We start from the raw sequence: 23,861 nt of genomic DNA on the forward strand, positions 1-23,861 counted from the left end.
TTCGAAAACCATAATGCGCTTAGCCAAAAACAGATACTTGGCCCTATCATATTGACTAATCATAACAAGTAGTTAGTTAGTCATGTCCGAAGGCAAAACGCAAGATATCGGGCGATGGTTTTGCGCTTCAATCAAAACGCTATGAATAGGCAGTTCGACAGTTTTTCGTTCATCAACCATCGACGATATCGTGCAGCTTATGGCGGGCGCGATGCAGACGGCTTTTCACTGTACCAATCGAACAAGCGCAAATTTCAGCTGTACGTTCATAGCTTTTACCTTCCAGCACCACCAGCGAAAGCACACGGCGATATTTCTGTGGCAAGGTTTCAAGCGCGATCTGCACATCATGTGCTTCGAGCGTATATTCCTGTGAAGCACCGACGCTTGCGGTCGGCGATATACATTCGGCAACACCGGGCGCTTCTCGCTTTTGCAACCGGATGCGGGTGCAAAATGTGTTGCGCATAATGGTGAAAAGCCAGGATTTCAGCGGGGAATAAGGGATATATTTCTCCCGGTTTGCTAGGGCTTTAACGAGCGTTTCCTGTACGAGATCTTCGGCATCTTCCCGTTGGCTATAAAAAGTGCGCGCAAATGCGCGCAATGCCGGGATCATATCAACAAGCTCGTCCGGTTCCAACGTGTAGTCGGAATGGAGGGGGCAAGACATCAGTCTGACCTTTCCGAACCACGGTTCGGTTTGAGTGTGGGGCGGCTTATGCCGCCCCTTTTTTGTCAAGAGTTCTTGTGGCTTTGCTGCCCCGCCTTCACATGCTGCTCGTGTGAGCCGCCGCGTGAGGAAGACTGCTGATTATTGCCACCGCTAGCCTGCTTGCCGTCGTTCTTATGGCTTTGCTGACCAGCCTTGACATGTTGTTCGTGGGTGCCACCCTGGGTATGGCTTGGTGTATGACTCTGGGCCATTATCTTTCCTTCCGGTGGGTTTTATGCTTTCCAAGGTTGTTGTGTCGCGCGTGACATAAGCCTAACCCGACCGGCGCGCCGATGTTCCGTGCTGTCGTTGTAACAAACTTCACGTTTGTCCAGAGTTCGGATTAATTGGCAAAATCCGCAGCCATCGCGAGCTCTTTGAGGAACAAGGCGCGTTCTTTCTCGAAATCCGGTCGGCTTCGTAGCCGCAGCAGGTAGGAAGGGTGGATGGTGACGAGCAATTGGATATGCTCACCGTAAGCGAGCAATCGCCCGCGCATGTCCGCTATCCGAACTGGCTTCCCCGACAGGGATTGCACGGCGGTCGCTCCCAGCGCCACAATAAGTTGCGGGTGGACCAGTTCGATCTCCTGCTCGAGCCACCAGCGACACGCCTCTATATGGCTGGTCGAAGGGCGCTGATGGAGCCTTTTCTTGCCCCGCTGAATATGTCGGAAATGTTTGACCGCGTTGGTGAGATAGCAACGATCGCGTGAAAGGTCTACTTCCGCGAGGCAGCGTTCAAACATCTGCCCTGCCGGACCGATCAAAGGGCGCCCCCCTTGATCCTCCTTATCTCCGGGCTGTTCTGCAACGAACATGATACCGGCTCCCACCGGCCCTTCGCCAAAGACTGTTTGCGTCGCATTTTTGTATAGCTCGCAACGCCTACAGCTAAGTGCTTCATGCCGAACGGAGGCTAGGGTAGCCTCCGTAATTTTTGTCGCCGGTCGTGTCATTGCGCGCCCGTTGCAGAAGCAGGAGGTTTCGATTCCGTGGATGCGGGCGGCTTGCTGTTGTCATCCATGAAACCCCTGCCGGGGGTCAACTGGCCGTAAGATTCGACCGCCGCCCAGACAATCATCGCCAGCACCAGACTGACAATAAGTATCAGGAAAATCCGGCTTCCCTTCCGGCCTTGCCGGGCATCCTTGGGAGTAACCTCCTTCATGCTGGCTGCTCCACTTCTAAATTATGTCCATCGGCGGCGTTCTTGCTCGATCTGGTCGGATGTGTAAGGCGCGCCAGAAGCGCTGAATCCTTCCCAACCTTCATCGACATAAGCATTGCGCCGTTTCCGGATGTCCACACGCGCCCACTCGTCGAAAATCGCTTCCACTTTTTGACGATCCTCTTCGTCGCACCGAACGACGACCAGCGTGCTGCCCCGGCGGATCGCTTCGGAATAGGCTTGCGCTTCTTCCTCCGGAATGCCGCTTTCCATCAGCGCTCCGACAATGCCTCCTGCAACACCGCCTGCAGCTGCACCACCGACCAATCCGACGAGGGTGGCCGTCAGCCAACCGCCGGCAACGACGGGCCCGACACCGGGAATTGCAAGCAGTCCCAGCCCCGTCAGCAGTCCGGCTCCACCACCCGCAACAGCTCCGACACCAGCGCCAGTTTCCACCCCGGCAATGGTGGATTGATCTTCTCTGACAGCATCATCGGCATATTGGCCGTTGGTATTGTTGGATATGAGACTGATATCGTCAGCTGAAATACCTGCTTCTTGCAGTGCCCGGACAGCGTCGAGCGCTTCGTCAGGATTATCGAAAAGACCGGTGACATGTACCATTGTCATCTCCTTCGTTCGTTTTGGGCTGCGTTATTATTGCGTGGTTACGTTGCCCTGAAAGTCGAGTTGAACTTTAAAGGGCTGTCCATCACGCGCCGCTTCGGCGCGCCAGATGCCATCTTCGCCCAGTTTGAGGTTCATGATGTTGGTGTAACCTGCGTCGGTGAAACGCTGCTTTGCCTGCTCTTCGGTGAAACTGTTCTTGCCCGGAACGGGTGCGTTCGGATTGGTCTCGCCTGGCGTTGTAACCGCAGGGGTTTGCGGCTCATCAGAGGGCGCCGTTTGGGCGAAGGCAGTGGTGGCAATAAGAACAAAAGCAGCGGCTGCTGGATATCGGACTGAGCTTTTCATGGAATTCCTCCCTTCATCGTGAGAGGTGTCCTAACCAGCGAGAGGCTAGGATGTTCCACTGCCTCGTGTTTTGATCCAACAGAGTTGGATAATGGCCGTAAGTTTCTGCTTTTACGCTGTATTCTAACGGGCGCCGAGAACCATTTCCCTGATCCAGCGTGTCAGAAGATGGTTATAAGTCTTCTGGTGAACAGCGTCCTCAAGAGCGTGGTCTGCACCATCCAGCATACGCAGGGTCAGTGAATGAGAATGGATGAAAGCGCTTTGATAACTGGCGATGGTTGGATGGGGTACAATTGTATCATGTTCGGACTCAACGAGCAGGACGTCCCCGCGAAACTCTCGGGCCTGACGCAGCGCTCGATTGTCCTCTGCTCCGATCAACGCCGAGCGATAGGATTGGAGATCAACCCTATCGAGTTGCGCTTTCGGCAATTGCCAATAACTGTCGCGATAAAGGGCAGGGGCTCTGAGAGCCAACCACCTGACGGGCCGAAATTCCGTCAATAGCGTCGCCAGATAACCGCCATAGCTGCTTCCGACGACGACAATCGAACCATCCTCTACGATCTTCAGGCTTGCCAGCCGGTCATAGGCGGCAATGACGTCGTCCAGATTGTCTCCCCGCGTTACGGTCTTGTTGCTGGTGACTGTATGTCCGTGACCGCGCATGTCGAATGTCAGGCAAACGCAACCGAGTTCCGAAATTGATTTAGCCCGTTCAATATCGCGTTCCTGATTGCCAGCCCAGCCGTGGAGAAACAAAACGCCTGGAATGGTTGTGTCCGGTGAGATGACCGTGGCGTCCAGTTGGACCTGGTCTACATCAATGGTGGTAGCATTACGGATCATGATAGAGTTTCTCTATTCGTGCATATTTATGGAGCGGCTGGCCGATATCGTCCTCGCCCGCATACACAACAAAATCATCGACTGCGAACCGCGGTTCTGCACCGTAAGTCTCGCGTGCGACAACCTTCAAGGCGCTGACGGAACTGTCCGCAGTCATCGCCTCGAGCGCAAGGATTTCCGCGGGAGAAGCCCCGCCCACTCGCCATGATTGCTCTAGCACCCCGCAGCAAAAGCCGTCTTCCGTCACGGGTCCGACAGAACGTCATAGTTTTTACGCGAGGCGACGAGGCCGAAATGCTGTTCGGCTGCGGTATCGTAGCGTTGCGCGCCTTCGATAATTCGATGGGCGACAGGCATGCGCAGTCGCATTTGCAATGCATCCCAGCCTCCGCGTGCCACATAGAGCCGACTTCCCGCATAAACGGTCTCGCCGTTGAGGTCGCTCGCGGTATATTGGCGACCGAGATAGCTCATGGTCAGACCGGCAAGACTGACCTGCCCAACTGAATAGGTCGATGAGTTTTCAATATCTTCCTCAATTACCATTCCTCTAGCGATATCGCTTTCCGAAAGCGTTTGAAGAAACAGGTCCAGTTCGTGGTTGTTTTGAAAGACAATTTGCTTTTTGCCGCCCGATGCATAGGGATCTTTCAATCGGATCTTTCGCTTGTCGATAAGAAACGCACCCGCTTGCGCAGCATGGTCATGCGAGAAAACGGAGTAACCGGAGAGGGCAGCACCTTTCAGATCCTTCGCGAATTGGGGCATCCAGCCGGTCGGCAGAGCGTCTTCTTCGGTCCAGGCGGGGTGTGTCGCCAGTTTGGTCGTCATGAATTCCTGATCCACACAGCCACCCCAAAACTGACCGGCATCAAGTTCGGGGTGGCTTTGTCGGATAAGCGAGAAAGTCGGCACAAAGAATGTCCGCTCTGCGTCGTCGAAATGCTGCACGGTGGAACCGAGACGGATTCCTGTCAGCTTCGCCAACCGTGCAGCGATGGCCTCGACACTGGCAACATTATGCCGACTGTCGGAAGGCTGGCTGACGACGCAAATTTTCTCGTAGCTGTCCATCAAAATCAGGCAGCTTCGGCGTGACGATTGGCTGACGTTTCAGCAAGCTGGGTCAGGTCCTTGTCGGTCTGGCCTTCTTCCTGCAAGGTTTGATCGAGCAGCTTGGCCACATCATTGTAGCCCAATGTTTGCGCCCAACGCTTCAGGGTGCCGTAACGGGTTATTTCATAGTGCTCAACCGCCTGCGCGGCAGAGATCAGGCCTGCATCCAGAGCGGGGGTCTCGGAAAATTCATCCATAATCTCTTCGCCCTCGGCAATGATACCCTCAATCGCTTCGCATGTTTTGCCCTGCGCGCGCTTTCCGAGGATCTCGAAACATTGCTGCAAGCGTTCGACATGCCCTTCCGTCTGCTCATAGTGTTTCATGAAAGCATTCTTGAGCTTTTCGTCTTCGGCGGCGCGTGCCATTTTCGGTAGCGCTTTCAATATCTTGCGCTCCGCATAGTAGATGTCTTTCAGCGTATCGTAAAAGAGATCCTCAAGTGTGCGTTGCTTGGTTTTGGCCATTTCCAACTCTCCCTTTGGTGTTTCAGGTGTGGATGCCGCTCCGTTCAGCGACAGGCCTGCCCAACCAGTCAGGCCGCTAATTGTTTCATTGTCCCGATAATTCTTGCAGGTTGACGCTCAGGACTTGGATGCGTGTTTCGGCTTTCCCTTTTGCTTGGTGGAAGCCATCTTCTCGAGTTCCGTCTCGCTCATGGATTTTTCCATTTGCTTGGACGCGCCTTGCAAGCTGCTTTTGGCTTTGTCTCCGCGTTTTGCGGCGAGGGCCGCCCCGGCGGCCTGTTGCTGTGCTTTCGATTTTGCGGGCATGTCTTTTCCTCCGGCATCAATGCGCTCATTGGAATGGAGTGCTTGGTCCGCTACGCACAGACGCGAAGCGAAATAGCCCTACCAAACCGCGCGATACGGAGATTGTTCCAAAAGGAATGACGACAGATAGCCGATTACTTGCGACCGCGCTGTTCGTCCCTGCATTTCTTCGCGTCCTGACCTGGCACACACTTTGTGTGCTTCTCAATCCGGTCTTTACGATCATGTTTTGGTGGTTGCGCTTTTTCAGGAACGGGTACGTTCTCTGGTGCAGCAGGCTGCTGATTGGACGAAGGCGGCGGGTTTCCCGGCACCTCAGGTTCCTGTCCACCCGATTGGGTCGGCATGCCGGGTGTTTGCGCAGACGCTGCAGTCGAGGCGACTGCAAAAACTAACGCGATAATGAACTGTTTCATTGCTCTATCCTCATCGCTGCAAGATGAGTAGATCAACAGTCTCGCTGGAATAATGTTCCGACAGGTGCGATGCACCCACAGAGTCGCTGATGCGGGTTTTAATTGTCAGTGAAGCAAAATGGCGGGCGGATTGCTGGGGCCGCCTCGCTACTTTGCTTCTATTCGAAAAACCGATCAGCGGTTATTTATCAATGCCTGCACAAGGTCGGCTTCCAGATCTTCCGGGTCTTCCAGACCGATAGAGATGCGAATGAGCTGCGCGCCAATGCCCAGATCATTCTTCTGGTCTTCTGGCACAACCGCATGTGTCAGTGAAAACGGATGCTGAATGAGACTTTCCACACTTCCAAGGCTGACAGCGAAGTGGAAATAGCGGGTCGAAGTCAAGATGCGTTCGACGCGCGCAAGGTCACCTGCAACCTCAATGGAGATGACGCAACCGAAATTGATCATCTGATTTGCCGCCAGTTTATGCTGCGGGTGGCTTTCCAGACCGGGATATACAACCTTGGTCAGCCCGAGTTCTTGAGCTCTTTGTTCGAGATGGGTTGCAAGCTTCAGCGCGGTTTCCGATTGTCGGATGCTGCGAATTTCCAAGGTTTTCAGCGAGCGATGCAAAAGAGCGCAATCGGTCGGCGACATCACGGAACCGAGCGCGTTTTGCAAATATTTGACGCGTTCTGCAAGCCCTGCGGGAGCGTTCGAAGAGACCGCAACCACTCCGCCGAGAAGATCGGAATGCCCGTTCAGCATTTTCGTTGCCGAATGGACGACCACATCAATTCCGTAGTCGATCGGGCGCTGGCCAGCTGGCGAGGAGAAGGTGCTGTCGCAAACCGTGATCGCGCCAGCCTTGTTGCCGAGTTCCGCGACCAGAGAAAGATCAACGATGCGCAGCGTAGGATTGGATGGTGTTTCAAGCCAGAGCAGAGCGGGCTTGTGATCGGCGACGGCCTTGCGAAGAGCGGCTTCGTCGGAAAAATCCACGAAACTGACATTATGCGCCGCCGTGATCGGCTTGACGTCGGCAAGCAGTCGATAGACACCGCCATAAAGATCGTTATGCGCCAATATCGACGATCCCGCCGGCAGCGCTTCAATTAATGTCGCCGCTGCCGCTAGGCCGCTGGGAAAAACGAACGCGGCTTCTGCACCTTCAAGGTCTGCCAGACAGCGTTCGAGACCATTTCGGGTTGGATTGCCGCTGCGGGTGTAGTCGAAACCCTTGCTCGCTCCAATCCCGTCCTGCACATATGTCGTTGCATGGTAGATCGGAGGGATCACGGCTCCGGTCAAAGGATCTGGTTCCTGACCGATATGGATCGCGCGCGTTGCAAAACCAGCCTGATTGCGGGGAGGGTTCTTGGCCAATTTTCCGTCTTTCTGTCGTTGATCTGCGGTGCCGGTTTTGCGCATCTGTCGCTCACCGGAGCGATAATAGTTTTTGTGTCCAGCCGAACATCGTTCGTGTTTCAATAAGCGATCAATTCGCTCGTATCCTTCAAATAAAGCGGGTGGCCGGGCGAGCCATTATTTGTAATCTTCAGCGCATGGAGCTTAATATTGTTGTTGCGCAGCGCATTCGTGATGAGCTCGCCATGATGCGCCAACTTCTTGTGCAGTGATCCATAGGCCATCACCACGATTGCTGCATGTTTGGCCTGTTCGAGAATTGTCTGAACATTCTCCTCGGTGCAAGGAACAACGCCTTCTTCCAGCAACATTTTTGGGTTTGTGGCGCGATAATCCATGACGTTGCATTTTACATAGCGGCTGTAGCCCCAGCGGCGCGTAAACTTCTGCTCTTTGAAAACTGTTGGATCATCCACATCATAGGCTGCAGTGCTGGGGTTCATGCCGATCCAGAGCACATATCCGTCTTTATCTCCACCGTCCCATTCGCGCGTCAGAAGACGACGGTATCGACCGCATTCGGAAAAGACCGCGTCGCCTCTGATCTCCGGTTTAACCTTCAAACGAACCTTGCCGCCTGGGTCATGGGATTCGTGATTCATCATCGCTGCGTCTCGAGCTTCCGTGGTCGTCATGTCTTTCTATGGAGGATTTAGCATCCGATGCGCTGAACGCCTAGCGTATTATACTGTGGAGGTAGAATTTGCGACCGGGCCGCTCGCCGACCTCGCCTTTGCAGCAGTGCGGGATATGCAGATGATGAAAGGAAAGCAGCGGTAAGCCGCCTTCCTCCCTATGGAGTTGTCAGGCACTGACTGTTTGGCGCGGGCTGCTATTCTTTTTGGATTGTAGAACCGTTTTTGCGCTTCGATTGACAGAATAAACATAATGAAATGCATCGGCTCTGCCACCTATCAGGCATATATCGTGACGGTTCCAGTTCCATCGTTCCGCATCAAGCATTCTCTCGAACTTTGACGATGTGGTTGCCGACCAGAAACTTGCCGCCCCAGTCGTGGTCAAGGCTCTTCCCAGGACGGCGAGGCCGCCTCCAGAATAAATTGCGTTGTTCTGTTCTCTTACGAGGAAATCAGGACCATTATCGGTATCCATCAAAATCAGATCATATGCCGCAGGCCGCTGTCGTAACGTCTCCATGACGTCGCCAACCTGAAGTTCAACACGATGATCCCGAATTGGATGGTCGGCCAGATGACCGATGAGGGAACGGTTCCATTCGACAATTTCAGGAACGAGTTCACACACGGTTATCTGCGTGTCCTGCGGAACAAAATCGAGCGCTGCTCGAAGCGTGAAACCCATGCCAAGCCCACCGATGAGAATTCTCTTGGGCGTGTGATTTAAGAAGCGCAGTGAACGTTCAGCGAGAACAATCTCCGATTGGAAATTGACGTTCGACATCAATTCCAACCCGTTATATCGAATTTCGTAGATATCGCCTCTTTGTCGCAACAATATTTCGTCGCCAGCGTCATTGCCGGCGCGCGCCAACTCAGTCCAGATAGCCATTTAAAAACCCAAACGTTGAAAAGAACGACTGGCCCTGCCAGTGCGAACTAGATGTTTCTTAGTGATGGGAGTGTCGGGGTCGCTGCAAACCTAGATGTGCAGCAACCCAATGGCATCGTCTGATCTGGCATCCATCATGAGAGGAAATGCCGACACATTCTTCAAGCCGTTGGAAATATTGAGCAAGATTTGAAAAATATTCGTCATATCAAAATTCTTGATCACATCCTGATTGTGTAATGGCCTTCTTTTAGTACCAAAGTGGCTTTTTTTATCAAGATGCTCGGGTGAAATGTCGCACAAATCCGGCATGGCTTCAGCAACGTTCGACGTTGACCGTTATTTTCTTTGATAGGTGATCTGTTCGCCGTCTTCCTTGGTAAAGGACGCAATCGGGCTTTCGAGAATATCGAGGACCAGTTCTGATGGACGGCAGAGTTTGGCGCCAAGTGGCGTTTCAACGATCGGGCGATTGATCAGGATCGGATGCGCCATCATGAAATCGATCAGCTCATCATCCGTCCATTTTGGATCGGAGAGGTCCAATTCTGCATAGGGCGTGCCTTTTTCCCGAAGGAGCTGGCGGGGTGTCATCTGCATTGCGGTGAGCAACTCAGCAAGTCGTTCGCGTGAAGGCGGATTTTGAACATATTCGATGATGACCGGCTCTTCTCCGCTGGCGCGGATCATAGCCAGTGTGTTGCGAGAGGTGCCACATTTCGGATTGTGGTAAATCGTAACAGTCATCAAAGTTTCCCGTTCAGAGTCCGTAGGCGCGGATTATCCCGCCTTCATCTATGAAAAGGAACCTCGTTTCAAGGCAACAGTGGCTCACCTGCCAGAAAAGATTAGGGCCGCTTAGCTGCGGCCCCGACTGTTCTTTATTTTGCAACGATTGCCTGGATACCGGCAAGTGCGCATTCGGCATCCGTTGCGCCCGACGGTGCGCCGCCGACGCCAATTCCGCCCACTAGCGCATCGCCGATCTTGATCGGCAGCCCGCCCGCCTGGATGACGAAGCGTGAATCCATATCCCGCATGCCGCTATTGGCTGGCTTCGACGCGATAAATTCTGCGAGTTCGCCGGAGTCACGGCCAAGAGCTGCCGCCGTGAACGCTTTTCCTGTGGCGCTGTTGCCAGTGTGCGGGCCGGAAAGATCGGCTTTCAGCAGCACCTTCGTCGATCCATCACGCGCAACAACTGCAACGCTCACATTGTTGCCCTTGGCGACACATGCATCGAGTGCAGCCTGAGCGGCTTTGGTTGCCAGATCGAGCGGCAGATAGGGCGTCGTGGGAAGGGTCTGAGCGAAAGCGGTAGCCGGAGCCAGCGACAGAGCGATAATAGCAAGTTTGCGGATCATGGTCGTTCCTCGGTTTCGATGGGTGTGATCTAACTCTGCCCGCCCTGAAACTGAATCCGTAGCATTTGCGATCTTATCCGTAGTTCTACGGATTTGCACTTCCTTCGAGCCACAGGCGAGTCATTTCCGCTTGCGATGTGGTGCCTAGTTTTACGCCAATGGCTGCACGGTGACTGTCGATGGTGCGTGGAGATAACCCAAGACCATCCGCAATCTGCCGGGTGGTGAAGCCTTGCGCAATACGGTCCAGCACCTCGCGCTCGCGTGCTGTCAACATATCGAGCAAGGCAAGCGTTTCGGCTCTCAGCGCCTTGCTGCCCAGCTTGTGGTCCAGCAATTGCTGGGCTTTCTGGATCGCATCGATCAGGTCCTGCTCATCGACGGGTTTGGATAGATAATCTACAGCGCCATTGCGAAAAGCGCGGCGACAGGCTTCGATATCGCCGTGGCCGGAAATAATGATCACAGGCCAGTCGATTTCCTGCGCAGCCAAAACCTCCTGCAGTTTAAGGCCCGTCATCACCGGCATACGAATGTCGAAAATCAGGCATCCGGGCGTCAGCCGTGGCAATTGTGCCAGAAAAGCCGACGGATCGACAAAAGTTTTAACCTCGATATCTATGGTCGAGAGCAGGAGGCTGAGGGCCTTTCTGACTGCTGCATCGTCCTCGACGAGGTAAACAGGCTGAACCATTAATTTCAACTTTCTCTGTCGACAGCCATCGGAAGCACCACGCGAAATAGCGCGCCGTGTTCCTGTGGGATATAGGAAATCTCGCCGCCGAAGCGTTCAACCAGACGTTGGCTCAACGCAAGTCCAAGGCCGGTTCCCTCGGGGCGGGTTGTCGTAAACGGCGTGAAAAGGCGGGGCAGCAGCTCGGGCGTGACACCTGGGCCGTTATCCTGAACCTCCAGAACCGCCATGGATCCTTCCGTTTTAAGCGACGCTGTTACGTGCCGATCACGATCATCGTCGGTGTCACGAAAAGACTCGATAGCATTGCGCAGAAGATTGAACATTACCTGTTCCATTTCCACGGGGTCTACTGCGGCCATCAAAGGGCTTTCAGGCATCAGAAGGTCTAACCCGACACTTTGCCGTTTTGCTTCTGAGGCCAGCAAGGTTTGTACATTTTGCAGTGAAAGGCGCAGGTCGGCTTTGATGTTTTCCCTGCGTTGCGGACGCGACCAGTTGCGCAACCGATCCAGAATGGCCGACGCGCGGCGCGCCTGATCCACCATATCGTCAAGCGCACTCGCAAGCGCTGTTGTGTTGTTGCGGCTCAACAGGCGGCGTCCGGCCTGCGCCCCAGCGAGAAGCGCCGTCAGCGGCTGCGTCAATTCATGCGCCATGCCGCTTGCCATTTCCCCCATCGTGTTGACGCGCGACGCATGGGCCAGGCGGGCTTCAAGGCCGCTCAGTTCGGCGCGACGCTCCGCATGGCGTGTGCGTTTCATTTGGCGAATGATGACCAGCCCCCCGAAGAAAAGCAGATTTATGAGAATGAGGATCGGGGTCAACTGGTCCAGAGGCAGCAGAGCGGCCCATCCCACCTTCATGGCGGTTTCGAAAAGAAGCGGCTGAGAGGCGCTTCCCAATTGCTTGGAAAAGAGCGCTGCGCCAAATGATACTGGGTTGCTGAAAAGAATTGTTCCATCCGGCATCAGAAGTCGGCGCGCAACACCGCTACGGCGCCAGAATGCATCGTCCGAGCTGATCAGGGCGTCAGCATTTATCGATAGCGCCAGCCCATCGTGGGGATCGTCGTTATTCGGGCTGCGCTTTACAATCATGTAATGCCCGGGACGCGCCGCTGGTGTGATCAATTTCGGAATGCCGCTCGATGAAAGTGCCGCCGCTCGTATGGTTGCGGTCAGCTCCGGTTCCAGCCGTCTTGTGCCAGTGACAGGCGCTGACGGGTCGATCGGCACAAGTTGAATTTCATCGATCCGTGGATAGAAACGTGTGATGGTCGTAGCGACTTCGAGAAACACGTCGTCTTGTGAGAGTTCGGCAGTCCGCACCTTGGATTGCGCTATCGTCGAAAGCGCAGTCAAATGGGCATCATGCTGAACCGCACGTTGAGAAGCTTCACGATGTAACGTGAAACTGGCTGCCTGGAGTTCGGACAACAATTCGGATCGCTGATAGACTGCAAGGCCGCCGATTACCAGAAGATTAAGCAGAAGCCATATGATAAATGGGAGCAAGGCAGAGCGGAACCGCGCCCATATGCTTCCATTATGCAGGTTCATAGTTCCATCCTGATACCGATCGCTATTCCGGCAAAACATATCGATACTGATTTGCTGCGCCAACAGGAAATCGTCCTGCGTTCAGGTTCCAGTCATCTGAGCGAGATTATCAACGGTCATAAGGCTGCTGGTGTTTCGCAATAGCGCTATTCCGGTGGCAGATGGTTCGTTCTGAAAGGATATCTTGATCATGGATTTCATGCGTCGCTCATTTTTGTTGTCCGGTGCGGTGTTGGTGCTTGCGGTATCCGCATGTCAAAAAGAACAAGTCCCGGCTGCGCCCGAAGCTCAGGCTGGAATTTGCAAAAAAGATGTCGCAGAAACCCTCGCTGGCATGGATAGACTTACCGACGACGCCGCCATGCAGCTGACAGGCGCAACCATCGTCCGCCAAGTGAAGCCCGGCGACCCGGTTACAATGGATTTCAGGCAGGAGCGCATCACCATCGAAACAGACGCCACGACCGGCAAAATCAGTCGCGCATATTGCGGCTAGCTGTTTCTCATAGCCGGGACGCAAAGTAACAGCGCAAGAGAAAACTTAGCTGATTGGCGAAGTTTTCTCTTGCGCATTGTTCCGATATCTGAATAGTTAGCAATATGGCTAAGCATGATCCAGATCTTTCATTATTGTTCCACGCGTTGGCAGACCCGACACGACGGTCGATCCTGACCCGTTTGGCTGGTGGGCCTACAGCGGTGACGGAATTGGCTGGTCCGACGGGGCTGCGCCTGCCGACGGTGATGCGACACCTTTCCGTGCTGGAAGAGGCTGGTTTGATCGTGTCATCGAAGGATGGACGAATACGCACTTGCGCTATCCGCCCTGAAGCTATGGAGCCAGCGCGCAGTTGGATGGATGAACAGCGCGCCATTTGGGAAGCACGTCTGGATCGGCTGGATGCGTTTGTGATGAATGTGATGGAGGAGCGCAAGAATGACACGGATTGAGAAGCCCGGTAGCATGGGCGTAGCGGCAACAGATGACAGTCGTTTTGCAACGCTTACCTTTGAGCGGAACGTGGCGGCGCCGGTATCCGTTCTGTGGCAGGCGTGGACCGCACCCGCCGCGCGGGCGGTCTGGGCTGCGCCAAACTCTGCCGTCGAAGTGGAATTTCTGGAAGCCGACACACGGATCGGCGGTCGCGAGGTTTCGCTATGCAGGGTGAAAGGTCAGCCCGACATTCGCTGCGAATGTGGCTGGCTCGAATTGCAGCCCGCGTTGCGCAGCGTGAATTACGAAGTGATCTCCAGCGAAGGCGTGAAGCAATCGGCAGCATTGGTCACGGCCACCTTTGCCGATAAGGGGGAACGCAGCAGTGTGGCGGTGACGGTTCAGCTGTCTTCGCTGGCCGGGAATCTGGAGGCGGGCTATAGCGAAGGCTTCGGCGCGGGTCTAGACAATCTGGCACAAGCCGCCGAGCGCACCATGGTGTTGCAGAAAATCATACGGGCGCCGCGAGCGGTTGTCTGGAAGGCATGGATGAACCCCGAGACGTTGCCGCTTTGGTGGGGGCCGGAAGGTTTTTCGTGTCGCACAAAGAGGATCGATCTTCGTCAGGGCGGCGAATGGGTTTTCGACATGATCGGCCCGGACGGCACAGCCTATCCGAACCACCACCGCTATTGTGAGGTCAGGCCGGAGGAACGGCTGGGCTATACGCTTTTGTGGGGTGAGAACGGGCCGAAACATGCCGATGCATGGGCCGCGTTCGAGGATCAGGACGGGTTTACGAAAGTGACCCTGGGAATGGTCTTCAGTACAGCGGCTGAATTCCAGGATGCCAAGGGCTTCGGAGCGATCGAGCTGGGGATGGAGACACTCGGCAAACTGGATCGTTTTGTCACAACGAAATGAAATTCGCCAGTTCAGCTCTTAAAGCAATTGATGGCGCATTCGTGGGAGGCGGTCGGTCGTCTCTTACGAATGCAGCCCTTTGATCTGTATGCCCACAATTTCTTTGGCCAGGGAAATCCTGTCGGCGTCGGTATCAACGCTTCTGGGTTGATACCAGATCGACAGCCAGTTGATGGCGCCGAGCACGGCCTTGGCCGCTATCGACACGTCGACATGGCGAATGCTGCCATCCTCGATGCCTTCGCGAATGACCTGCTTGAACAAATCCTCAAACCGGCGTCTGATCGAGATCAGCTCGTTGAGCGTTCTGCGCTGGTCGGGTGTGGTCGCCGCGAGCTTGTGCATGTGAACGCCTTGCACCACCACCGCTTCGAAAGCGACGTTGTTCATCATGGCAAGCGCGTGAGCGGTGAGCATCTCTTCAAGCCGGTACAGGCCTGAGCCATTCAGCGTCATAACAGGCTCAACGGCCTTGAACAGTCGTTCCATGCCTTCGCGGTGCACGTCGAAGAACAAATCCGTCTTGGAAGAATAGTAATGATAGATACGCCCCTTGGTGGAGCCCATCCTGCGCGCCACATCATCAATGCTTGTGGTCGAAAAGCCTTGTTCCATGAAACACTGGGCGGCTGTTTCCAGGATCACGACATTCCCGGTACTGTCCGTGCGGTTAGATCGGCGGCTGTCAGCCATCTGCTACTCCGATTTATGCGTAGGTAAGCGGCAACCAAGCCTAGCAAATTTCGTAAGGAAAATGCCACTAGACAAAGCGATGTTCAAGTGCATACTACTCAGTATGTTGTTGATTAATGCGACCGCGTTCCATTTTTCAGCGCTTGGAGGACATAAATTTGGAAATACAGCCTAATTCTGCTGCGTCTGCGCGGTCCGCAAACGCAGAAAGCCAGCTCCTGTACTCGGACTGGATCAAGATCGATCAGCAGCTTGTGGATCGGTTTGCGGATGTGATCGACGATCATCAATTCATTCATACAGACCCCGAACGCGCAGCGACTGAAAGTGTGTTCGGTGGCACCATCGCACACGGGTTTCTTGTGCTCGGCCTGTTGACCAAGCTCAGCCGCGAGGTTTTGCCGGAAGTTGCAGCCGGTACGGTTGAAATCAACTATGGTTTCGACAAAGTCCGCTTCCTTTCGCCGGTGAAGGTGGGTTCTTCCATCCGTGGCGTGTTCAGTTCCAAATCGGTGCAGCCGAAGGGTAACGGTCAGCTCCAGACTCTTGCAGCGACCGTTGAAATCAAAGACGAAACCAAGCCAGCACTCGCCGCTGACTGGCTCATACTGACAGTAGGTTGAAGATCACATGGCCATTTCTTTTGAAAATCGTGTTGCAATTGTAACGGGTGCGGGCGGCGGGCTTGGGCGCGCTTATGCCCTCGAACTGGCAGCGCGCGGCGCAAAGGTCGTCGTGAACGATTTCGGTGGCAGCCGCGACGGCACCGGGGGGGCATCGGAGGCAGCCGAAAAGGTCGTTGCGGAAATTCGATCCAAGGGCGGTGTCGCCATTGCCGACGCTGGCAACGTCACGAAGTTCGAAGACATGCAGGCGCTGGCGAAGCGCACGGTCGAAGAATTCGGTCGCATCGATATTCTCATCAACAATGCCGGGATCTTGCGCGACAAGAGCTTCGCGAAGATGGATATGGCCGATTTTCGCGCCGTGGTTGACGTGCATCTTATTGGCTCGGCCAATGCCAGCCGGGCGGTGTGGGACGTCATGAAAGGCCAGAACTATGGCCGCATCCTGATGACGACCTCTACGTCTGGCGTTTATGGGAATTTCGGCCAGTCCAACTATGGTGCGGCCAAGGCAGGCCTCGTCGGCCTGATGAATGTGTTGCATTTTGAAGGCGACAAATACGACATTCATGTCAATGCGATTGCCCCGACTGCTGCAACGCGCATGACCGGCGATGTGCTGGATGACGAGATGCTGGTGCGCCTCGCACCCGAAAACGTCGTTCCGGCTGCTCTCTTCCTCGTCAGTGAACAGGCGCCAAGCCGCACTGTGCTTCTGGCTGGTGCGGGAACTGTGGCCCGTATGGCGATTGTGGAAAGTGAAGGCGTTTATCTGCCGAAAGGCGAGCGGACACCGGAAGCCGTTGCGGCTGCTTTCTCAAAGATCGATGACATGACTAATTTCATCGAGACGGATGCCGGTTTGGCGCATGTGGACCGCATCATCGCGACGTCCCGCGCCAATGAGGTTATCGAATGACGGCGTCAAAACCCCGACCGAAGGCTGAACCCCGGTCAGCCTATCGGGAGTTCTACGATATGCAGACGCGCTGGAGCGACATGGACATTTATGGCCACGTCAACAATGTCGTCTATATGCAATATTGCGATGCGGCATTGAACCGGTCGCTGATTGCGTCTGGTGCTCTGGAGTTGAACGGCTCTACACCCATTGGTATCGTTGCGCGCAATTCAACGAATTATTTCTCCGAAATTTCCTATCCTGACAATGTCGTTGTCGGGGTTCGCGTCGAGCATATCGGCAATACCAGTCTGCTGTGGGGTTTTGGCATCTTCAAGGATGACGAAGAGTTGACCGCCGCTGTAAGTGAATATGTGCATGTCTATGTGGACCGAGACACGCGACGGCCGGTTCCGCTGACTCCGGAATTGAAAGAATTGGCCGACAGGCTTTACGTTTCGGCGTCAGTGGAGGAGTTTTGATGAGAGAAGCTGTCATAGTATCAACTGCGCGCACACCGATTGGCAAAGCCTATCGCGGAGCCTTTAACGACACGTCTGCGCCAGCGCTGGCGGGTCACGCGATTGCCGCTGCGGTTGAGCGCGCGGGCATTGATGGCGCGGAAGTAGAGGATGTGGTTCTTGGTGCTGCGCTTCAGCAAGGCACGACCCACATGAATATCGCCCGCACGTCCTTGTTGCGGGCTGGCCTTCCGGTTTCAGTTCCTGGCCAGTCGATGGATCGTCAATGCGCGTCGGGGCTGATGGCTATCGCAACCGCCGCCAAGCAGATCACCGGCGATGGTATGACGATTGCCATTGGCGGTGGTGTGGAGCAGATCTCACTCGTACAGAACGAGCATATGAACGTCTATCGCTGGCGTGATCCCTGGCTGACCGAGCATCTGCCCGCTACCTATATGAGCATGATCGAGACGGCGGAGATCGTTTCAGCGCGTTATGGTATATCGCGTGAGGCGCAGGATGAATATGCGCTGCAATCGCAGCAACGCACCGCGGCTGCACAGGCCGCAGGCCGCCTGAACGCCGAGATTGTCCCGATCCAGTCCACCATGCTGGTCAAGGACAAGGCCACGGGCGAGGTCTCCGCAAAAAGCGTTGAGCTGGCCATGGACGAAGGCAATCGCCCCGAAACCACACTGGAAGGTTTGCGCGGGTTGAAGCCGGTCTTTTCCGGGGGGCAGACAATAGCGCAGGGTGGCTTTATTACCGCTGGCAACGCCTCGCAATTGTCTGATGGTGCTTCGGCATCTGTTTTGATGGAAGCAAAGGAAGCGGAAAAGCGGGGCCTCTCTCCGCTTGGTATTTATCGCGGAATGGCGGTCGCCGGATGCGAACCTGACGAGATGGGTATCGGCCCGGTTTATGCCGTACCGAAACTGCTCAAGCAGCACGGCCTGACGGTCGATGATATCGATCTGTGGGAACTGAACGAAGCCTTTGCGGCACAGGTGCTTTATTGCCGCGACAAGCTTGGTATCGACAATGAAAAACTGAACGTAAGTGGCGGCGCTATTTCGATTGGCCATCCTTATGGAATGTCGGGCGCGCGTATGACCGGGCATGTCCTCATCGAAGGCAAGCGGCGCAATGGACGTTACGTGGTGGTGACCATGTGCGTTGGCGGCGGCATGGGCGCTGCGGGCCTGTTCGAAATTTGCTGATAGATACGAAAAAGGCCGGTTTACCCGGCCTTTTTCGTGATGTTACCAGCGGCGCTATCAATAAGCGGCTTTATAAATCGCCAAGGCATCCGCCTCAGTGACCTTGCGTGGGTTGTTGACCAGAAGGCGCGTCTGTTTCATCGCGTCGCGCGCAAGCAGGGGCAGATCGTCTTCCGTAATATTCACTTCGCGCAATGTCTGCGGCACGCCGAGCTCACGGCTGAGGTCCGCCAGTTTTTCGACAAAGGCTTCAGCACGTTTTTCTGCCGACACGGTGCTCAGTTCCGGGAAAACGTCTGCTGCAATTTCCGCATAAATGTGGCTGGCTTCCGGCAAGTTGAAGCGCAATACATGCGCAAGCACGAGCGCGTTGGACAAGCCGTGCGGCACATGGAAATGCCCGCCAATCGGGTAGGCGAGTGCATGCACAGCAGCAACCGGAGAATTGGCAAAGGCCTGACCGGCAAGCAACGATCCGAGCAACATAGCGGCGCGTGCGTCGCGGTTGCCGCCCTCAAAGACCGCAGTGCGAATATTGGCGCCGAGCAGTTGCAGGGCGTTGCGCGCCAGCGAACGCGACAAAGGATTGTTGTTGGCGGAAGCCGAAGCATAAGCCTCGATGGCATGCACCATCGCATCGATGCCGGTTGCAGCGGTTACCGCTGCTGGCAAGCCAACAGTCAAATCCGCGTCCAGAATCGCCATGTCCGGCAACAGAAGGGGCGAGACAACGCCCTTCTTCTCCGATGCTCCGGTGGTGATGATTGATATCGGTGTGACTTCCGATCCCGTACCCGCCGTCGTTGGCACCAGCACGAGCGGCAGGCGTGGCCCGCGCGCGATGTTGACGCCGTAAATGTCGTTCAGCGTTTCACCGCTTTTTGCCAACAGAGCGGCAACCTTTGCAACATCCATTGATGAGCCACCGCCGATGGCGAGAACGCCAGTCGCTTCGTGGGCGACGATCTGGTCTTTCAGCGCGAGAACATTGCTTTCCGGCGGGTCGGCCTGCACATCATCGAAGATCGAGATGGCAATGCCCGCCTGCTCCAAGGCGTTTGTGGCCGGGGTCAGCAGTCCGAGCTTACGCAATCCCTTGTCGGTGACGATAACAACGCGCTTGCCCAATAGGTGTCCGGCAATATCGACAATCTTCGCCAGCCCGCCGGTTTGCAGCACGATGGATGGCGTTGTGTTGAAGATGAAATTTTCCATGATGTCCAGGTCTTTCGATTTTGATAGATCAACTCGCGCGCTTCACCTTGAGCTCGCGATCAATCGTATCTCCGGTAATGCCTTCGCTGCGTAGTACATGTTTCTGAATTTTACCGCTCGAGGTTTTTGGAAGAGATTCCAAAATTCGTACATAGCGCGGCACCATGAAGCGGGGCAGACGACCTGCGAGAAACTCCAGCAGTTCCCCCGCAACGATTTCCTGCCCTTCGACAGGGGTTACGGCGATCAGAACTTCATCCTCACTCAGTTCACTCGGGACTGCGATAGCTGCGCATTCCTTGACGGTGTCGTGGAAAAGCACTTCGGCCTCCAAAGCGAAGGACGAGATATTTTCACCGCGCCGCCGGATGACGTCTTTCAGGCGATCCACGAAGAAATAGACACCGTTTTCATCCTTGCGAAAGCTGTCTCCAGTGTGAAACCAGCCATTGCGCATGGCTTCGACGGTAGCTTTCGGATTGTTGTAATAACCTTTCATCAACGCCCAGGGGCGGTCGGAGCGGATGACCAGTTCACCAGCCGTGCCATCCGGCACTTCGATGTCGTTTTCGTCAACTACGCGCAGCTGATACCAGGGGCGCGGCTTTCCGGCGATTCCCTTTTGCGTGATGCCGGGTCCAGCAACAAGCGGGCTGGCGATTTCGGTCATGTTGTAGATGGTCCATGCCTCGACGCCGAATCTTTCCGCAAATAATGGGCCATCCTCGCCGAACGGGGTAATGAAGGCGCGCCGCAGCGGGTGGTTGCGATCATCCGATGAAACCGGCTGTTTCAGAAGGAAACTCGCCATGACGCCCAGCAACAGGCAATAGGTCGAGTTCGTATCCCGAACGGCCTGCCAGAAATGCTGGGTTTTGAACTCGCGCATCATACCGATGGAAAGGCCACGCGCCAGCATCGCATAGACATAAAGGGTGGAGCCGCAATGGAAGATCGGACCGCAGATCATGCAGCGATCCGTTTCATCGACGCAGTCAAAGGCGTCCGGGCCCATCGTATAAAGCTGCACATAAGAGGTTACGACGCCCTTGGCGTTGCCCGTCGTACCCGAGGTGTACATGATGGCAAGCGTGTCCCACGGCTCAATCGGCTTGTCGAGAACAAGTTCGGTTTCGCTGACTGTTTCCACGTCAGACAAAGGCAGAATTTCCACACCATCGACTGCACAGCTAACAGAGCCTTCGACCACCAGAACCTTGCGCAGTTTGCCGGGTGCGACATCCAGCAATCGTTCCACCAGATCGGCGTGGGCGATCATCAACGGTGCATCCGCATCGTCCAGAATATGTTCCAGAGGGCGACCGAGTGCTGCGGTGTTGATTGGCACATAGACTGCGCCGATATAGTTGATCGCGAACCAGGTGGTGAGCAGATCCGGGCCGTTGCCCATAAAACAAAGCACGTGATCGCCGCGTTTTACGCCATGGGATTGCAGCGTTGCCGCGCGCTGGCGAACTCGGTCGCGGGTCGTCTTGTAATCCCACTCCGTCGACGGCCAAAAATGCACGAATGGTGCCGTGGGGCGCTCGGCTGCATATTGATCGAGAAGATATCGCAACACGGAATGGTTACGGTTGAGCGCGCGCTGGTCTGGCGTCATGTTCTGAATTCCTCCTACCCGGCCACAACTAAACCTTCAAAAGAGGGCAGTTGCAAACCTGTTTGGAATATGCAACATACTCGGTAGTATGTCAAAGCGAAAACATCTGGGAGGATGGAAATGGCCATAGTCGATATCAAGCGCGAGGGACCGATTGCGGTGGCGCGCTATGACCGTGGCGGCAAGGCCAATGCTCTCAATGAAGAATCGATCAAGGCGCTTATCCAGGCAGCGGACGAGTTATCGGCGGATGACAGTGTTCAGGTCGTTATCATCGCCGGAACCGAAAGCCGCTTTTCCGGCGGCGTCGATTTGAAGGACGAGAACCTGTGGCGCACCAGTGCGGGCGCCGTTGCACGCCACACGGCCATGTCGCTCGGCGGCGTCATGTGCGATCGGTGGCGGTTGTTGCCGCAGATCACCATTGCAGCGGTTGAAGGTCCGGCAGTTGGTGGTGGCGGCATCCTGGCCTTGGCAGCAGATTTCCGCGTTATGGCGGACGGAGCATTCTTTCAGTTTCCGGAAGTCCGTCTGGGCATGACGCTGGGTTGGGGCGGGCTGCCCCTCCTGTCATCGCTAATCGGTCCGACGCGCGCCAAGCGGGCGCTCTTCGCCAATGAACGGATCGGCGAGCAGGACGCGCTCAATCTGGGGCTTTGTGACAAGATTGCCCCTGCGGGCGGCGCGGTCGAAACCGCCAAACTCTTCGCGCAGACCATCGCTGAATGTCCACCCTTGGCCTTGCGGATGACGAAAAGAGCCATTGATCAAGAACACCGCGCCAACTGGGCTGCGCCTTATGAAGCCGACCAGTTTTATCTGGCGAGACTGATTGCGGAAAGCAGCAGCCAGTCGGGCTGACACCGTTGTAATTTGGGAGGAGGAAAACATGAAAATGAAATCAATGATGCTTTCGGGTGTGTTTGCCACCATGATGCTCGCAAGTCCGGCTTTGGCAGAACCGGTTCGGCTGGGCGTGCTGACGGATATGTCCGGCATGAACTTCGACCTGGCAGGCGAAGGTTCGGTCGTGGCCGCAAAAATGGCGGTGGAGGATTTCGGCGGAAAGCTGAATGGGGAGCCCATCGAGGTCATCGTCGGCGACCATCAGAACAAGCCGGATATCGGTTCGACGCTGGCGCGCAGCTGGATCGACGAGAAGAACGTCAAAGCCATTATCGACGTGCCGACATCATCGGTCGCCATGGCGGTTCAAGAGATCACGCGTGACAAGGACATAGCGTTTCTGGCGTCCACGGCAGGTTCCTCGGACCTGACCGGCAAAGCCTGTTCGCCAACGACGGCGCAATGGACCTGGGACACCTATTCGCTCGCCAATGGCACCGGTCGCGCCATGACGCAGGAGGGGGGCAAGAAGTGGTACTTCATTACCGTTGACTATACCTTCGGCCATGCGCTGGAACGCGATACAGCGGAAGCCGTCAAGGCAAGCGGTGGCGAAGTGGTGGGCGCGGTGCGTCATCCGCGTGAAACCACTGATTTTTCCTCCTTCCTGCTACAGGCGCAAGCATCGGGTGCCGATGTGATAGCGCTTGCAAATTCGTCGGGCGATACGATGACCGCCCTCAAGCAAGCCAGTGAATATGGCATTACCCAGGGCGGCCAGAAGATCGCAGGCATGTTACTGTTTCTCTCCGACGTTCATAGCGTTGGTCTCGAAACTGCAAAAGGCCTGACACTGACCACCGGCTTTTACTGGGATTATGATGACCAGACCCGTGCCTGGTCGAAGCGTTTCGGGGAACGGATGAACGGTAAAATGCCGACGATGGTTCATGCAGGCGTTTATTCGTCTGTCATGAATTACCTCAAGGCGTCCGAAGCGGCAAAATCCACCAGCGGCAAGGCCGTGCTCGACAAGATGCGCACGATGGATATCAACGACTTCTTCGCCCGCAATGCAAAGCTGCGCGCCGACGGTCGTATGGTTCACGACATGTATCTCGTTCAGGTCAAGTCACCTGAGGAATCCAAAGGTCCGTGGGACTATTACAAAGTTCTGCGCACCATCCCCGGTGACGAGGCATTCCGTCCGCTCGACAAGGGCGGCTGCCCGCTTGTGACGCAGTAAAGAGGCTTTTTGGATGACAGCTTCGACTGGCAATGTGACGGCTCTGCGTGAAGCAGGGCCGGCGACCTCGACTTCTCTATCGCGGACCGCTGCGCGTCCTGTTTTGTCGGCGCGCGGCTTGGGCAAGTCGTTTGGCGGCTTTTATGCGGTGAAGAATGTCGATCTTGATGTGGAACACGCCCGCGTTCATGCGCTGATCGGCCCGAACGGGGCTGGCAAGACGACGGTGTTCAATCTTCTGACCAAGTTTCTGCAGCCGACAAGCGGCGAGATCACGCTTCTGGGCGAAACCATCACCAAAACCGACCCGGCCAAAGTGGCGCGGATGGGACTGGTGCGTTCGTTCCAGATTTCGGCCACCTTCCCGCATCTCACCGTGCTGGAAAACGTCAAGGTGGCGCTGCAACGCCCGAACGGTCTTGCCACGCAATTCTGGCGTTCGCTTTCCGCGCTGGACCGGCTGGATGCGAGAGCCGTCGAGCTTCTGGAGCGCGTCGGCCTTGCCGATGCCCGTCATGCACTGGCTGCCGATCTGTCCTATGGCCGCAAGCGGGCGCTGGAAATCGCCACCACGCTGGCGCTTGATCC

32 protein-coding genes are annotated in these 23,861 nt (G+C 55.5%); 10 read left to right on the forward strand and 22 right to left on the reverse strand.

Going from position 1 to position 23,861, the window contains the following annotated elements; translation table 11 throughout:
• Positions 1-172 precede the first annotated feature (172 nt).
• The 19 genes from HWD97_RS21325 to HWD97_RS21415 all read right to left on the reverse strand — a co-directional run bounded on the left by HWD97_RS21325 (position 173) and on the right by HWD97_RS21415 (position 12,583).
• The gene (locus HWD97_RS21325; RefSeq protein ID WP_109365900.1) at positions 173-673 is read right to left on the reverse strand and encodes a sigma-70 family RNA polymerase sigma factor; all 501 of its coding nucleotides are present in this window, start codon (positions 671-673) and stop codon (positions 173-175) included.
• 65 nt (positions 674-738) lie between these two features.
• Complete coding sequence (locus tag HWD97_RS21330) at positions 739-927, reverse strand: hypothetical protein (RefSeq protein WP_109365901.1); 189 nt, start codon at positions 925-927, stop codon at positions 739-741.
• 131 nt (positions 928-1,058) lie between these two features.
• On the reverse strand, positions 1,059-1,673 hold the full coding sequence (locus tag HWD97_RS21335; RefSeq protein ID WP_371835539.1) for a UdgX family uracil-DNA binding protein: 615 nt from the start codon (positions 1,671-1,673) through the stop codon (positions 1,059-1,061).
• Complete coding sequence (locus HWD97_RS21340; protein ID WP_124916021.1) at positions 1,670-1,885, reverse strand: hypothetical protein; 216 nt, start codon at positions 1,883-1,885, stop codon at positions 1,670-1,672. Before HWD97_RS21340 ends, HWD97_RS21335 begins: the two co-directional genes overlap by 4 nt.
• Before the next feature lie 21 nt (positions 1,886-1,906).
• Positions 1,907-2,512, reverse strand: a complete 606-nt coding sequence (locus HWD97_RS21345) for a hypothetical protein (protein ID WP_371835540.1) — start codon at positions 2,510-2,512, stop codon at positions 1,907-1,909.
• 33 nt (positions 2,513-2,545) lie between these two features.
• Positions 2,546-2,863, reverse strand: coding sequence for a PepSY domain-containing protein (locus HWD97_RS21350; RefSeq protein ID WP_121538929.1), 318 nt, complete (start codon positions 2,861-2,863; stop codon positions 2,546-2,548).
• A 123-nt stretch (positions 2,864-2,986) separates the two neighbouring features.
• Positions 2,987-3,715, reverse strand: a complete 729-nt coding sequence (locus tag HWD97_RS21355; RefSeq protein WP_124916018.1) for a S9 family peptidase — start codon at positions 3,713-3,715, stop codon at positions 2,987-2,989.
• Positions 3,705-3,962 (reverse strand): DUF3182 family protein, encoded by a 258-nt coding sequence (locus tag HWD97_RS21360; RefSeq protein WP_371835541.1) that lies wholly within the window; start codon positions 3,960-3,962, stop codon positions 3,705-3,707. Before HWD97_RS21360 ends, HWD97_RS21355 begins: the two co-directional genes overlap by 11 nt.
• On the reverse strand, positions 3,959-4,789 hold the full coding sequence (locus HWD97_RS21365; RefSeq protein WP_371835542.1) for a DUF3182 family protein: 831 nt from the start codon (positions 4,787-4,789) through the stop codon (positions 3,959-3,961). The genes HWD97_RS21360 and HWD97_RS21365 overlap by 4 nt, the downstream gene beginning before the upstream one ends.
• A gap of 5 nt (positions 4,790-4,794) precedes the next feature.
• Positions 4,795-5,298, reverse strand: a complete 504-nt coding sequence (locus tag HWD97_RS21370) for a ferritin-like domain-containing protein (RefSeq protein WP_371835543.1) — start codon at positions 5,296-5,298, stop codon at positions 4,795-4,797.
• A gap of 117 nt (positions 5,299-5,415) precedes the next feature.
• A complete protein-coding gene (locus tag HWD97_RS21375; protein WP_124916016.1) occupies positions 5,416-5,604 on the reverse strand; it encodes a DUF3008 family protein in 189 nt (62 codons plus the stop codon).
• A gap of 134 nt (positions 5,605-5,738) precedes the next feature.
• Positions 5,739-6,020: a hypothetical protein gene (locus HWD97_RS21380; RefSeq protein WP_121538925.1), complete on the reverse strand. Its 282-nt coding sequence runs from the start codon at positions 6,018-6,020 to the stop codon at positions 5,739-5,741.
• A gap of 174 nt (positions 6,021-6,194) precedes the next feature.
• A complete protein-coding gene (locus HWD97_RS21385) occupies positions 6,195-7,391 on the reverse strand; it encodes a PLP-dependent aspartate aminotransferase family protein (RefSeq protein ID WP_371835551.1) in 1,197 nt (398 codons plus the stop codon).
• A 101-nt stretch (positions 7,392-7,492) separates the two neighbouring features.
• Positions 7,493-8,068, reverse strand: a complete 576-nt coding sequence (locus HWD97_RS21390) for a DUF1643 domain-containing protein (RefSeq protein ID WP_371835544.1) — start codon at positions 8,066-8,068, stop codon at positions 7,493-7,495.
• Between the two features lie 169 nt (positions 8,069-8,237).
• Positions 8,238-8,963 (reverse strand): hypothetical protein, encoded by a 726-nt coding sequence (locus tag HWD97_RS21395; protein WP_371835545.1) that lies wholly within the window; start codon positions 8,961-8,963, stop codon positions 8,238-8,240.
• A gap of 339 nt (positions 8,964-9,302) precedes the next feature.
• Positions 9,303-9,710, reverse strand: coding sequence for an arsenate reductase (glutaredoxin) (gene arsC, locus HWD97_RS21400; RefSeq protein ID WP_140025690.1), 408 nt, complete (start codon positions 9,708-9,710; stop codon positions 9,303-9,305).
• 134 nt (positions 9,711-9,844) lie between these two features.
• Positions 9,845-10,327, reverse strand: coding sequence for a heme-binding protein (locus HWD97_RS21405; protein ID WP_109365913.1), 483 nt, complete (start codon positions 10,325-10,327; stop codon positions 9,845-9,847).
• A gap of 85 nt (positions 10,328-10,412) precedes the next feature.
• Positions 10,413-11,021, reverse strand: coding sequence for a response regulator transcription factor (locus HWD97_RS21410; RefSeq protein WP_371835546.1), 609 nt, complete (start codon positions 11,019-11,021; stop codon positions 10,413-10,415).
• A 5-nt stretch (positions 11,022-11,026) separates the two neighbouring features.
• Positions 11,027-12,583: a sensor histidine kinase gene (locus HWD97_RS21415; RefSeq protein WP_371835547.1), complete on the reverse strand. Its 1,557-nt coding sequence runs from the start codon at positions 12,581-12,583 to the stop codon at positions 11,027-11,029.
• 190 nt (positions 12,584-12,773) lie between these two features.
• Here HWD97_RS21415 and HWD97_RS21420 point away from each other — a divergent pair, with 190 nt between their 5' ends.
• The 3 genes from HWD97_RS21420 (at position 12,774) to HWD97_RS21430 (ending at position 14,441) form a co-directional block, all read left to right on the forward strand.
• The gene (locus tag HWD97_RS21420) at positions 12,774-13,079 is read left to right on the forward strand and encodes an I78 family peptidase inhibitor (RefSeq protein ID WP_235892043.1); all 306 of its coding nucleotides are present in this window, start codon (positions 12,774-12,776) and stop codon (positions 13,077-13,079) included.
• Positions 13,080-13,183: 104 nt separating this feature from the next.
• Entirely contained in the window at positions 13,184-13,534 is a 351-nt protein-coding gene (locus tag HWD97_RS21425; RefSeq protein ID WP_121538920.1) for a helix-turn-helix transcriptional regulator, read from the forward strand.
• On the forward strand, positions 13,521-14,441 hold the full coding sequence (locus HWD97_RS21430; RefSeq protein WP_371835548.1) for an SRPBCC family protein: 921 nt from the start codon (positions 13,521-13,523) through the stop codon (positions 14,439-14,441). The genes HWD97_RS21425 and HWD97_RS21430 overlap by 14 nt, the downstream gene beginning before the upstream one ends.
• Before the next feature lie 63 nt (positions 14,442-14,504).
• On the opposite strand, the gene HWD97_RS21435 is transcribed toward HWD97_RS21430, so the two are convergent.
• On the reverse strand, positions 14,505-15,134 hold the full coding sequence (locus HWD97_RS21435) for a TetR/AcrR family transcriptional regulator (protein ID WP_171318219.1): 630 nt from the start codon (positions 15,132-15,134) through the stop codon (positions 14,505-14,507).
• A gap of 158 nt (positions 15,135-15,292) precedes the next feature.
• Between HWD97_RS21435 and HWD97_RS21440 the strand changes: the two genes are divergently transcribed.
• From HWD97_RS21440 to HWD97_RS21455, 4 genes are read left to right on the forward strand one after another with little or no spacing between them, the layout of a single operon-like run.
• Positions 15,293-15,757: a MaoC family dehydratase gene (locus HWD97_RS21440; RefSeq protein ID WP_140025684.1), complete on the forward strand. Its 465-nt coding sequence runs from the start codon at positions 15,293-15,295 to the stop codon at positions 15,755-15,757.
• A 7-nt stretch (positions 15,758-15,764) separates the two neighbouring features.
• Positions 15,765-16,679 (forward strand): SDR family NAD(P)-dependent oxidoreductase, encoded by a 915-nt coding sequence (locus tag HWD97_RS21445; protein WP_121538918.1) that lies wholly within the window; start codon positions 15,765-15,767, stop codon positions 16,677-16,679.
• The gene (locus HWD97_RS21450) at positions 16,676-17,143 is read left to right on the forward strand and encodes a thioesterase family protein (protein ID WP_094513360.1); all 468 of its coding nucleotides are present in this window, start codon (positions 16,676-16,678) and stop codon (positions 17,141-17,143) included. The genes HWD97_RS21445 and HWD97_RS21450 overlap by 4 nt, the downstream gene beginning before the upstream one ends.
• Positions 17,143-18,345: an acetyl-CoA C-acyltransferase gene (locus HWD97_RS21455; RefSeq protein ID WP_371835549.1), complete on the forward strand. Its 1,203-nt coding sequence runs from the start codon at positions 17,143-17,145 to the stop codon at positions 18,343-18,345. Before HWD97_RS21450 ends, HWD97_RS21455 begins: the two co-directional genes overlap by 1 nt.
• Before the next feature lie 57 nt (positions 18,346-18,402).
• Here the strand turns inward: HWD97_RS21455 and HWD97_RS21460 are convergent, their stop codons facing one another.
• Together HWD97_RS21460 and HWD97_RS21465 are read right to left on the reverse strand one after the other, a co-directional pair.
• Positions 18,403-19,560 carry an iron-containing alcohol dehydrogenase gene (locus HWD97_RS21460; RefSeq protein ID WP_121538916.1) on the reverse strand — a complete coding sequence of 386 codons (1,158 nt, stop codon included), beginning with the start codon at positions 19,558-19,560 and terminating at the stop codon, positions 18,403-18,405.
• 28 nt (positions 19,561-19,588) lie between these two features.
• Positions 19,589-21,181: an AMP-binding protein gene (locus HWD97_RS21465; protein WP_121538915.1), complete on the reverse strand. Its 1,593-nt coding sequence runs from the start codon at positions 21,179-21,181 to the stop codon at positions 19,589-19,591.
• Positions 21,182-21,301: 120 nt separating this feature from the next.
• Here HWD97_RS21465 and HWD97_RS21470 point away from each other — a divergent pair, with 120 nt between their 5' ends.
• From HWD97_RS21470 to HWD97_RS21480, 3 genes are all read left to right on the forward strand, one after another.
• Positions 21,302-22,042 carry an enoyl-CoA hydratase/isomerase family protein gene (locus tag HWD97_RS21470; protein ID WP_121538914.1) on the forward strand — a complete coding sequence of 247 codons (741 nt, stop codon included), beginning with the start codon at positions 21,302-21,304 and terminating at the stop codon, positions 22,040-22,042.
• A 28-nt stretch (positions 22,043-22,070) separates the two neighbouring features.
• Complete coding sequence (locus tag HWD97_RS21475) at positions 22,071-23,273, forward strand: ABC transporter substrate-binding protein (RefSeq protein ID WP_121538913.1); 1,203 nt, start codon at positions 22,071-22,073, stop codon at positions 23,271-23,273.
• A gap of 13 nt (positions 23,274-23,286) precedes the next feature.
• The coding region (locus HWD97_RS21480; protein ID WP_371835550.1) for an ABC transporter ATP-binding protein at positions 23,287-23,861 on the forward strand (575 nt) is incomplete at its 3' end.

The sequence above is a fragment of the Ochrobactrum sp. C6C9 genome, assembly GCF_022627935.1.
Taxonomy (GTDB): Bacteria; Pseudomonadota; Alphaproteobacteria; order Rhizobiales; family Rhizobiaceae; genus Brucella; species Brucella teleogrylli.

Excerpts from the sequence above, each read along its gene's own strand:
- HWD97_RS21325 (WP_109365900.1), bottom strand. The coding sequence starts at position 673 with ATGTCTTGCCCCCTCCATTCCGACTACACGTTGGAACCGGACGAGCTT.
- HWD97_RS21330 (WP_109365901.1), bottom strand. The coding sequence starts at position 927 with ATGGCCCAGAGTCATACACCAAGCCATACCCAGGGTGGCACCCACGAA.
- HWD97_RS21335 (WP_371835539.1), bottom strand. The coding sequence starts at position 1,673 with ATGACACGACCGGCGACAAAAATTACGGAGGCTACCCTAGCCTCCGTT.
- HWD97_RS21340 (WP_124916021.1), bottom strand. The coding sequence starts at position 1,885 with ATGAAGGAGGTTACTCCCAAGGATGCCCGGCAAGGCCGGAAGGGAAGC.
- HWD97_RS21345 (WP_371835540.1), bottom strand. The coding sequence starts at position 2,512 with ATGGTACATGTCACCGGTCTTTTCGATAATCCTGACGAAGCGCTCGAC.
- HWD97_RS21350 (WP_121538929.1), bottom strand. The coding sequence starts at position 2,863 with ATGAAAAGCTCAGTCCGATATCCAGCAGCCGCTGCTTTTGTTCTTATT.
- HWD97_RS21355 (WP_124916018.1), bottom strand. The coding sequence starts at position 3,715 with ATGATCCGTAATGCTACCACCATTGATGTAGACCAGGTCCAACTGGAC.
- HWD97_RS21365 (WP_371835542.1), bottom strand. The coding sequence starts at position 4,789 with ATGGACAGCTACGAGAAAATTTGCGTCGTCAGCCAGCCTTCCGACAGT.
- HWD97_RS21370 (WP_371835543.1), bottom strand. The coding sequence starts at position 5,298 with ATGGCCAAAACCAAGCAACGCACACTTGAGGATCTCTTTTACGATACG.
- HWD97_RS21375 (WP_124916016.1), bottom strand. The coding sequence starts at position 5,604 with ATGCCCGCAAAATCGAAAGCACAGCAACAGGCCGCCGGGGCGGCCCTC.
- HWD97_RS21380 (WP_121538925.1), bottom strand. The coding sequence starts at position 6,020 with ATGAAACAGTTCATTATCGCGTTAGTTTTTGCAGTCGCCTCGACTGCA.
- HWD97_RS21390 (WP_371835544.1), bottom strand. The coding sequence starts at position 8,068 with ATGACGACCACGGAAGCTCGAGACGCAGCGATGATGAATCACGAATCC.
- HWD97_RS21395 (WP_371835545.1), bottom strand. The coding sequence starts at position 8,963 with ATGGCTATCTGGACTGAGTTGGCGCGCGCCGGCAATGACGCTGGCGAC.
- arsC (WP_140025690.1), bottom strand. The coding sequence starts at position 9,710 with ATGACTGTTACGATTTACCACAATCCGAAATGTGGCACCTCTCGCAAC.
- HWD97_RS21405 (WP_109365913.1), bottom strand. The coding sequence starts at position 10,327 with ATGATCCGCAAACTTGCTATTATCGCTCTGTCGCTGGCTCCGGCTACC.
- HWD97_RS21410 (WP_371835546.1), bottom strand. The coding sequence starts at position 11,021 with ATGGTTCAGCCTGTTTACCTCGTCGAGGACGATGCAGCAGTCAGAAAG.
- HWD97_RS21415 (WP_371835547.1), bottom strand. The coding sequence starts at position 12,583 with ATGAACCTGCATAATGGAAGCATATGGGCGCGGTTCCGCTCTGCCTTG.
- HWD97_RS21420 (WP_235892043.1), top strand. The coding sequence starts at position 12,774 with ATGGATTTCATGCGTCGCTCATTTTTGTTGTCCGGTGCGGTGTTGGTG.
- HWD97_RS21425 (WP_121538920.1), top strand. The coding sequence starts at position 13,184 with ATGGCTAAGCATGATCCAGATCTTTCATTATTGTTCCACGCGTTGGCA.
- HWD97_RS21430 (WP_371835548.1), top strand. The coding sequence starts at position 13,521 with ATGACACGGATTGAGAAGCCCGGTAGCATGGGCGTAGCGGCAACAGAT.
- HWD97_RS21435 (WP_171318219.1), bottom strand. The coding sequence starts at position 15,134 with ATGGCTGACAGCCGCCGATCTAACCGCACGGACAGTACCGGGAATGTC.
- HWD97_RS21445 (WP_121538918.1), top strand. The coding sequence starts at position 15,765 with ATGGCCATTTCTTTTGAAAATCGTGTTGCAATTGTAACGGGTGCGGGC.
- HWD97_RS21450 (WP_094513360.1), top strand. The coding sequence starts at position 16,676 with ATGACGGCGTCAAAACCCCGACCGAAGGCTGAACCCCGGTCAGCCTAT.
- HWD97_RS21455 (WP_371835549.1), top strand. The coding sequence starts at position 17,143 with ATGAGAGAAGCTGTCATAGTATCAACTGCGCGCACACCGATTGGCAAA.
- HWD97_RS21460 (WP_121538916.1), bottom strand. The coding sequence starts at position 19,560 with ATGGAAAATTTCATCTTCAACACAACGCCATCCATCGTGCTGCAAACC.
- HWD97_RS21465 (WP_121538915.1), bottom strand. The coding sequence starts at position 21,181 with ATGACGCCAGACCAGCGCGCGCTCAACCGTAACCATTCCGTGTTGCGA.
- HWD97_RS21470 (WP_121538914.1), top strand. The coding sequence starts at position 21,302 with ATGGCCATAGTCGATATCAAGCGCGAGGGACCGATTGCGGTGGCGCGC.
- HWD97_RS21475 (WP_121538913.1), top strand. The coding sequence starts at position 22,071 with ATGAAAATGAAATCAATGATGCTTTCGGGTGTGTTTGCCACCATGATG.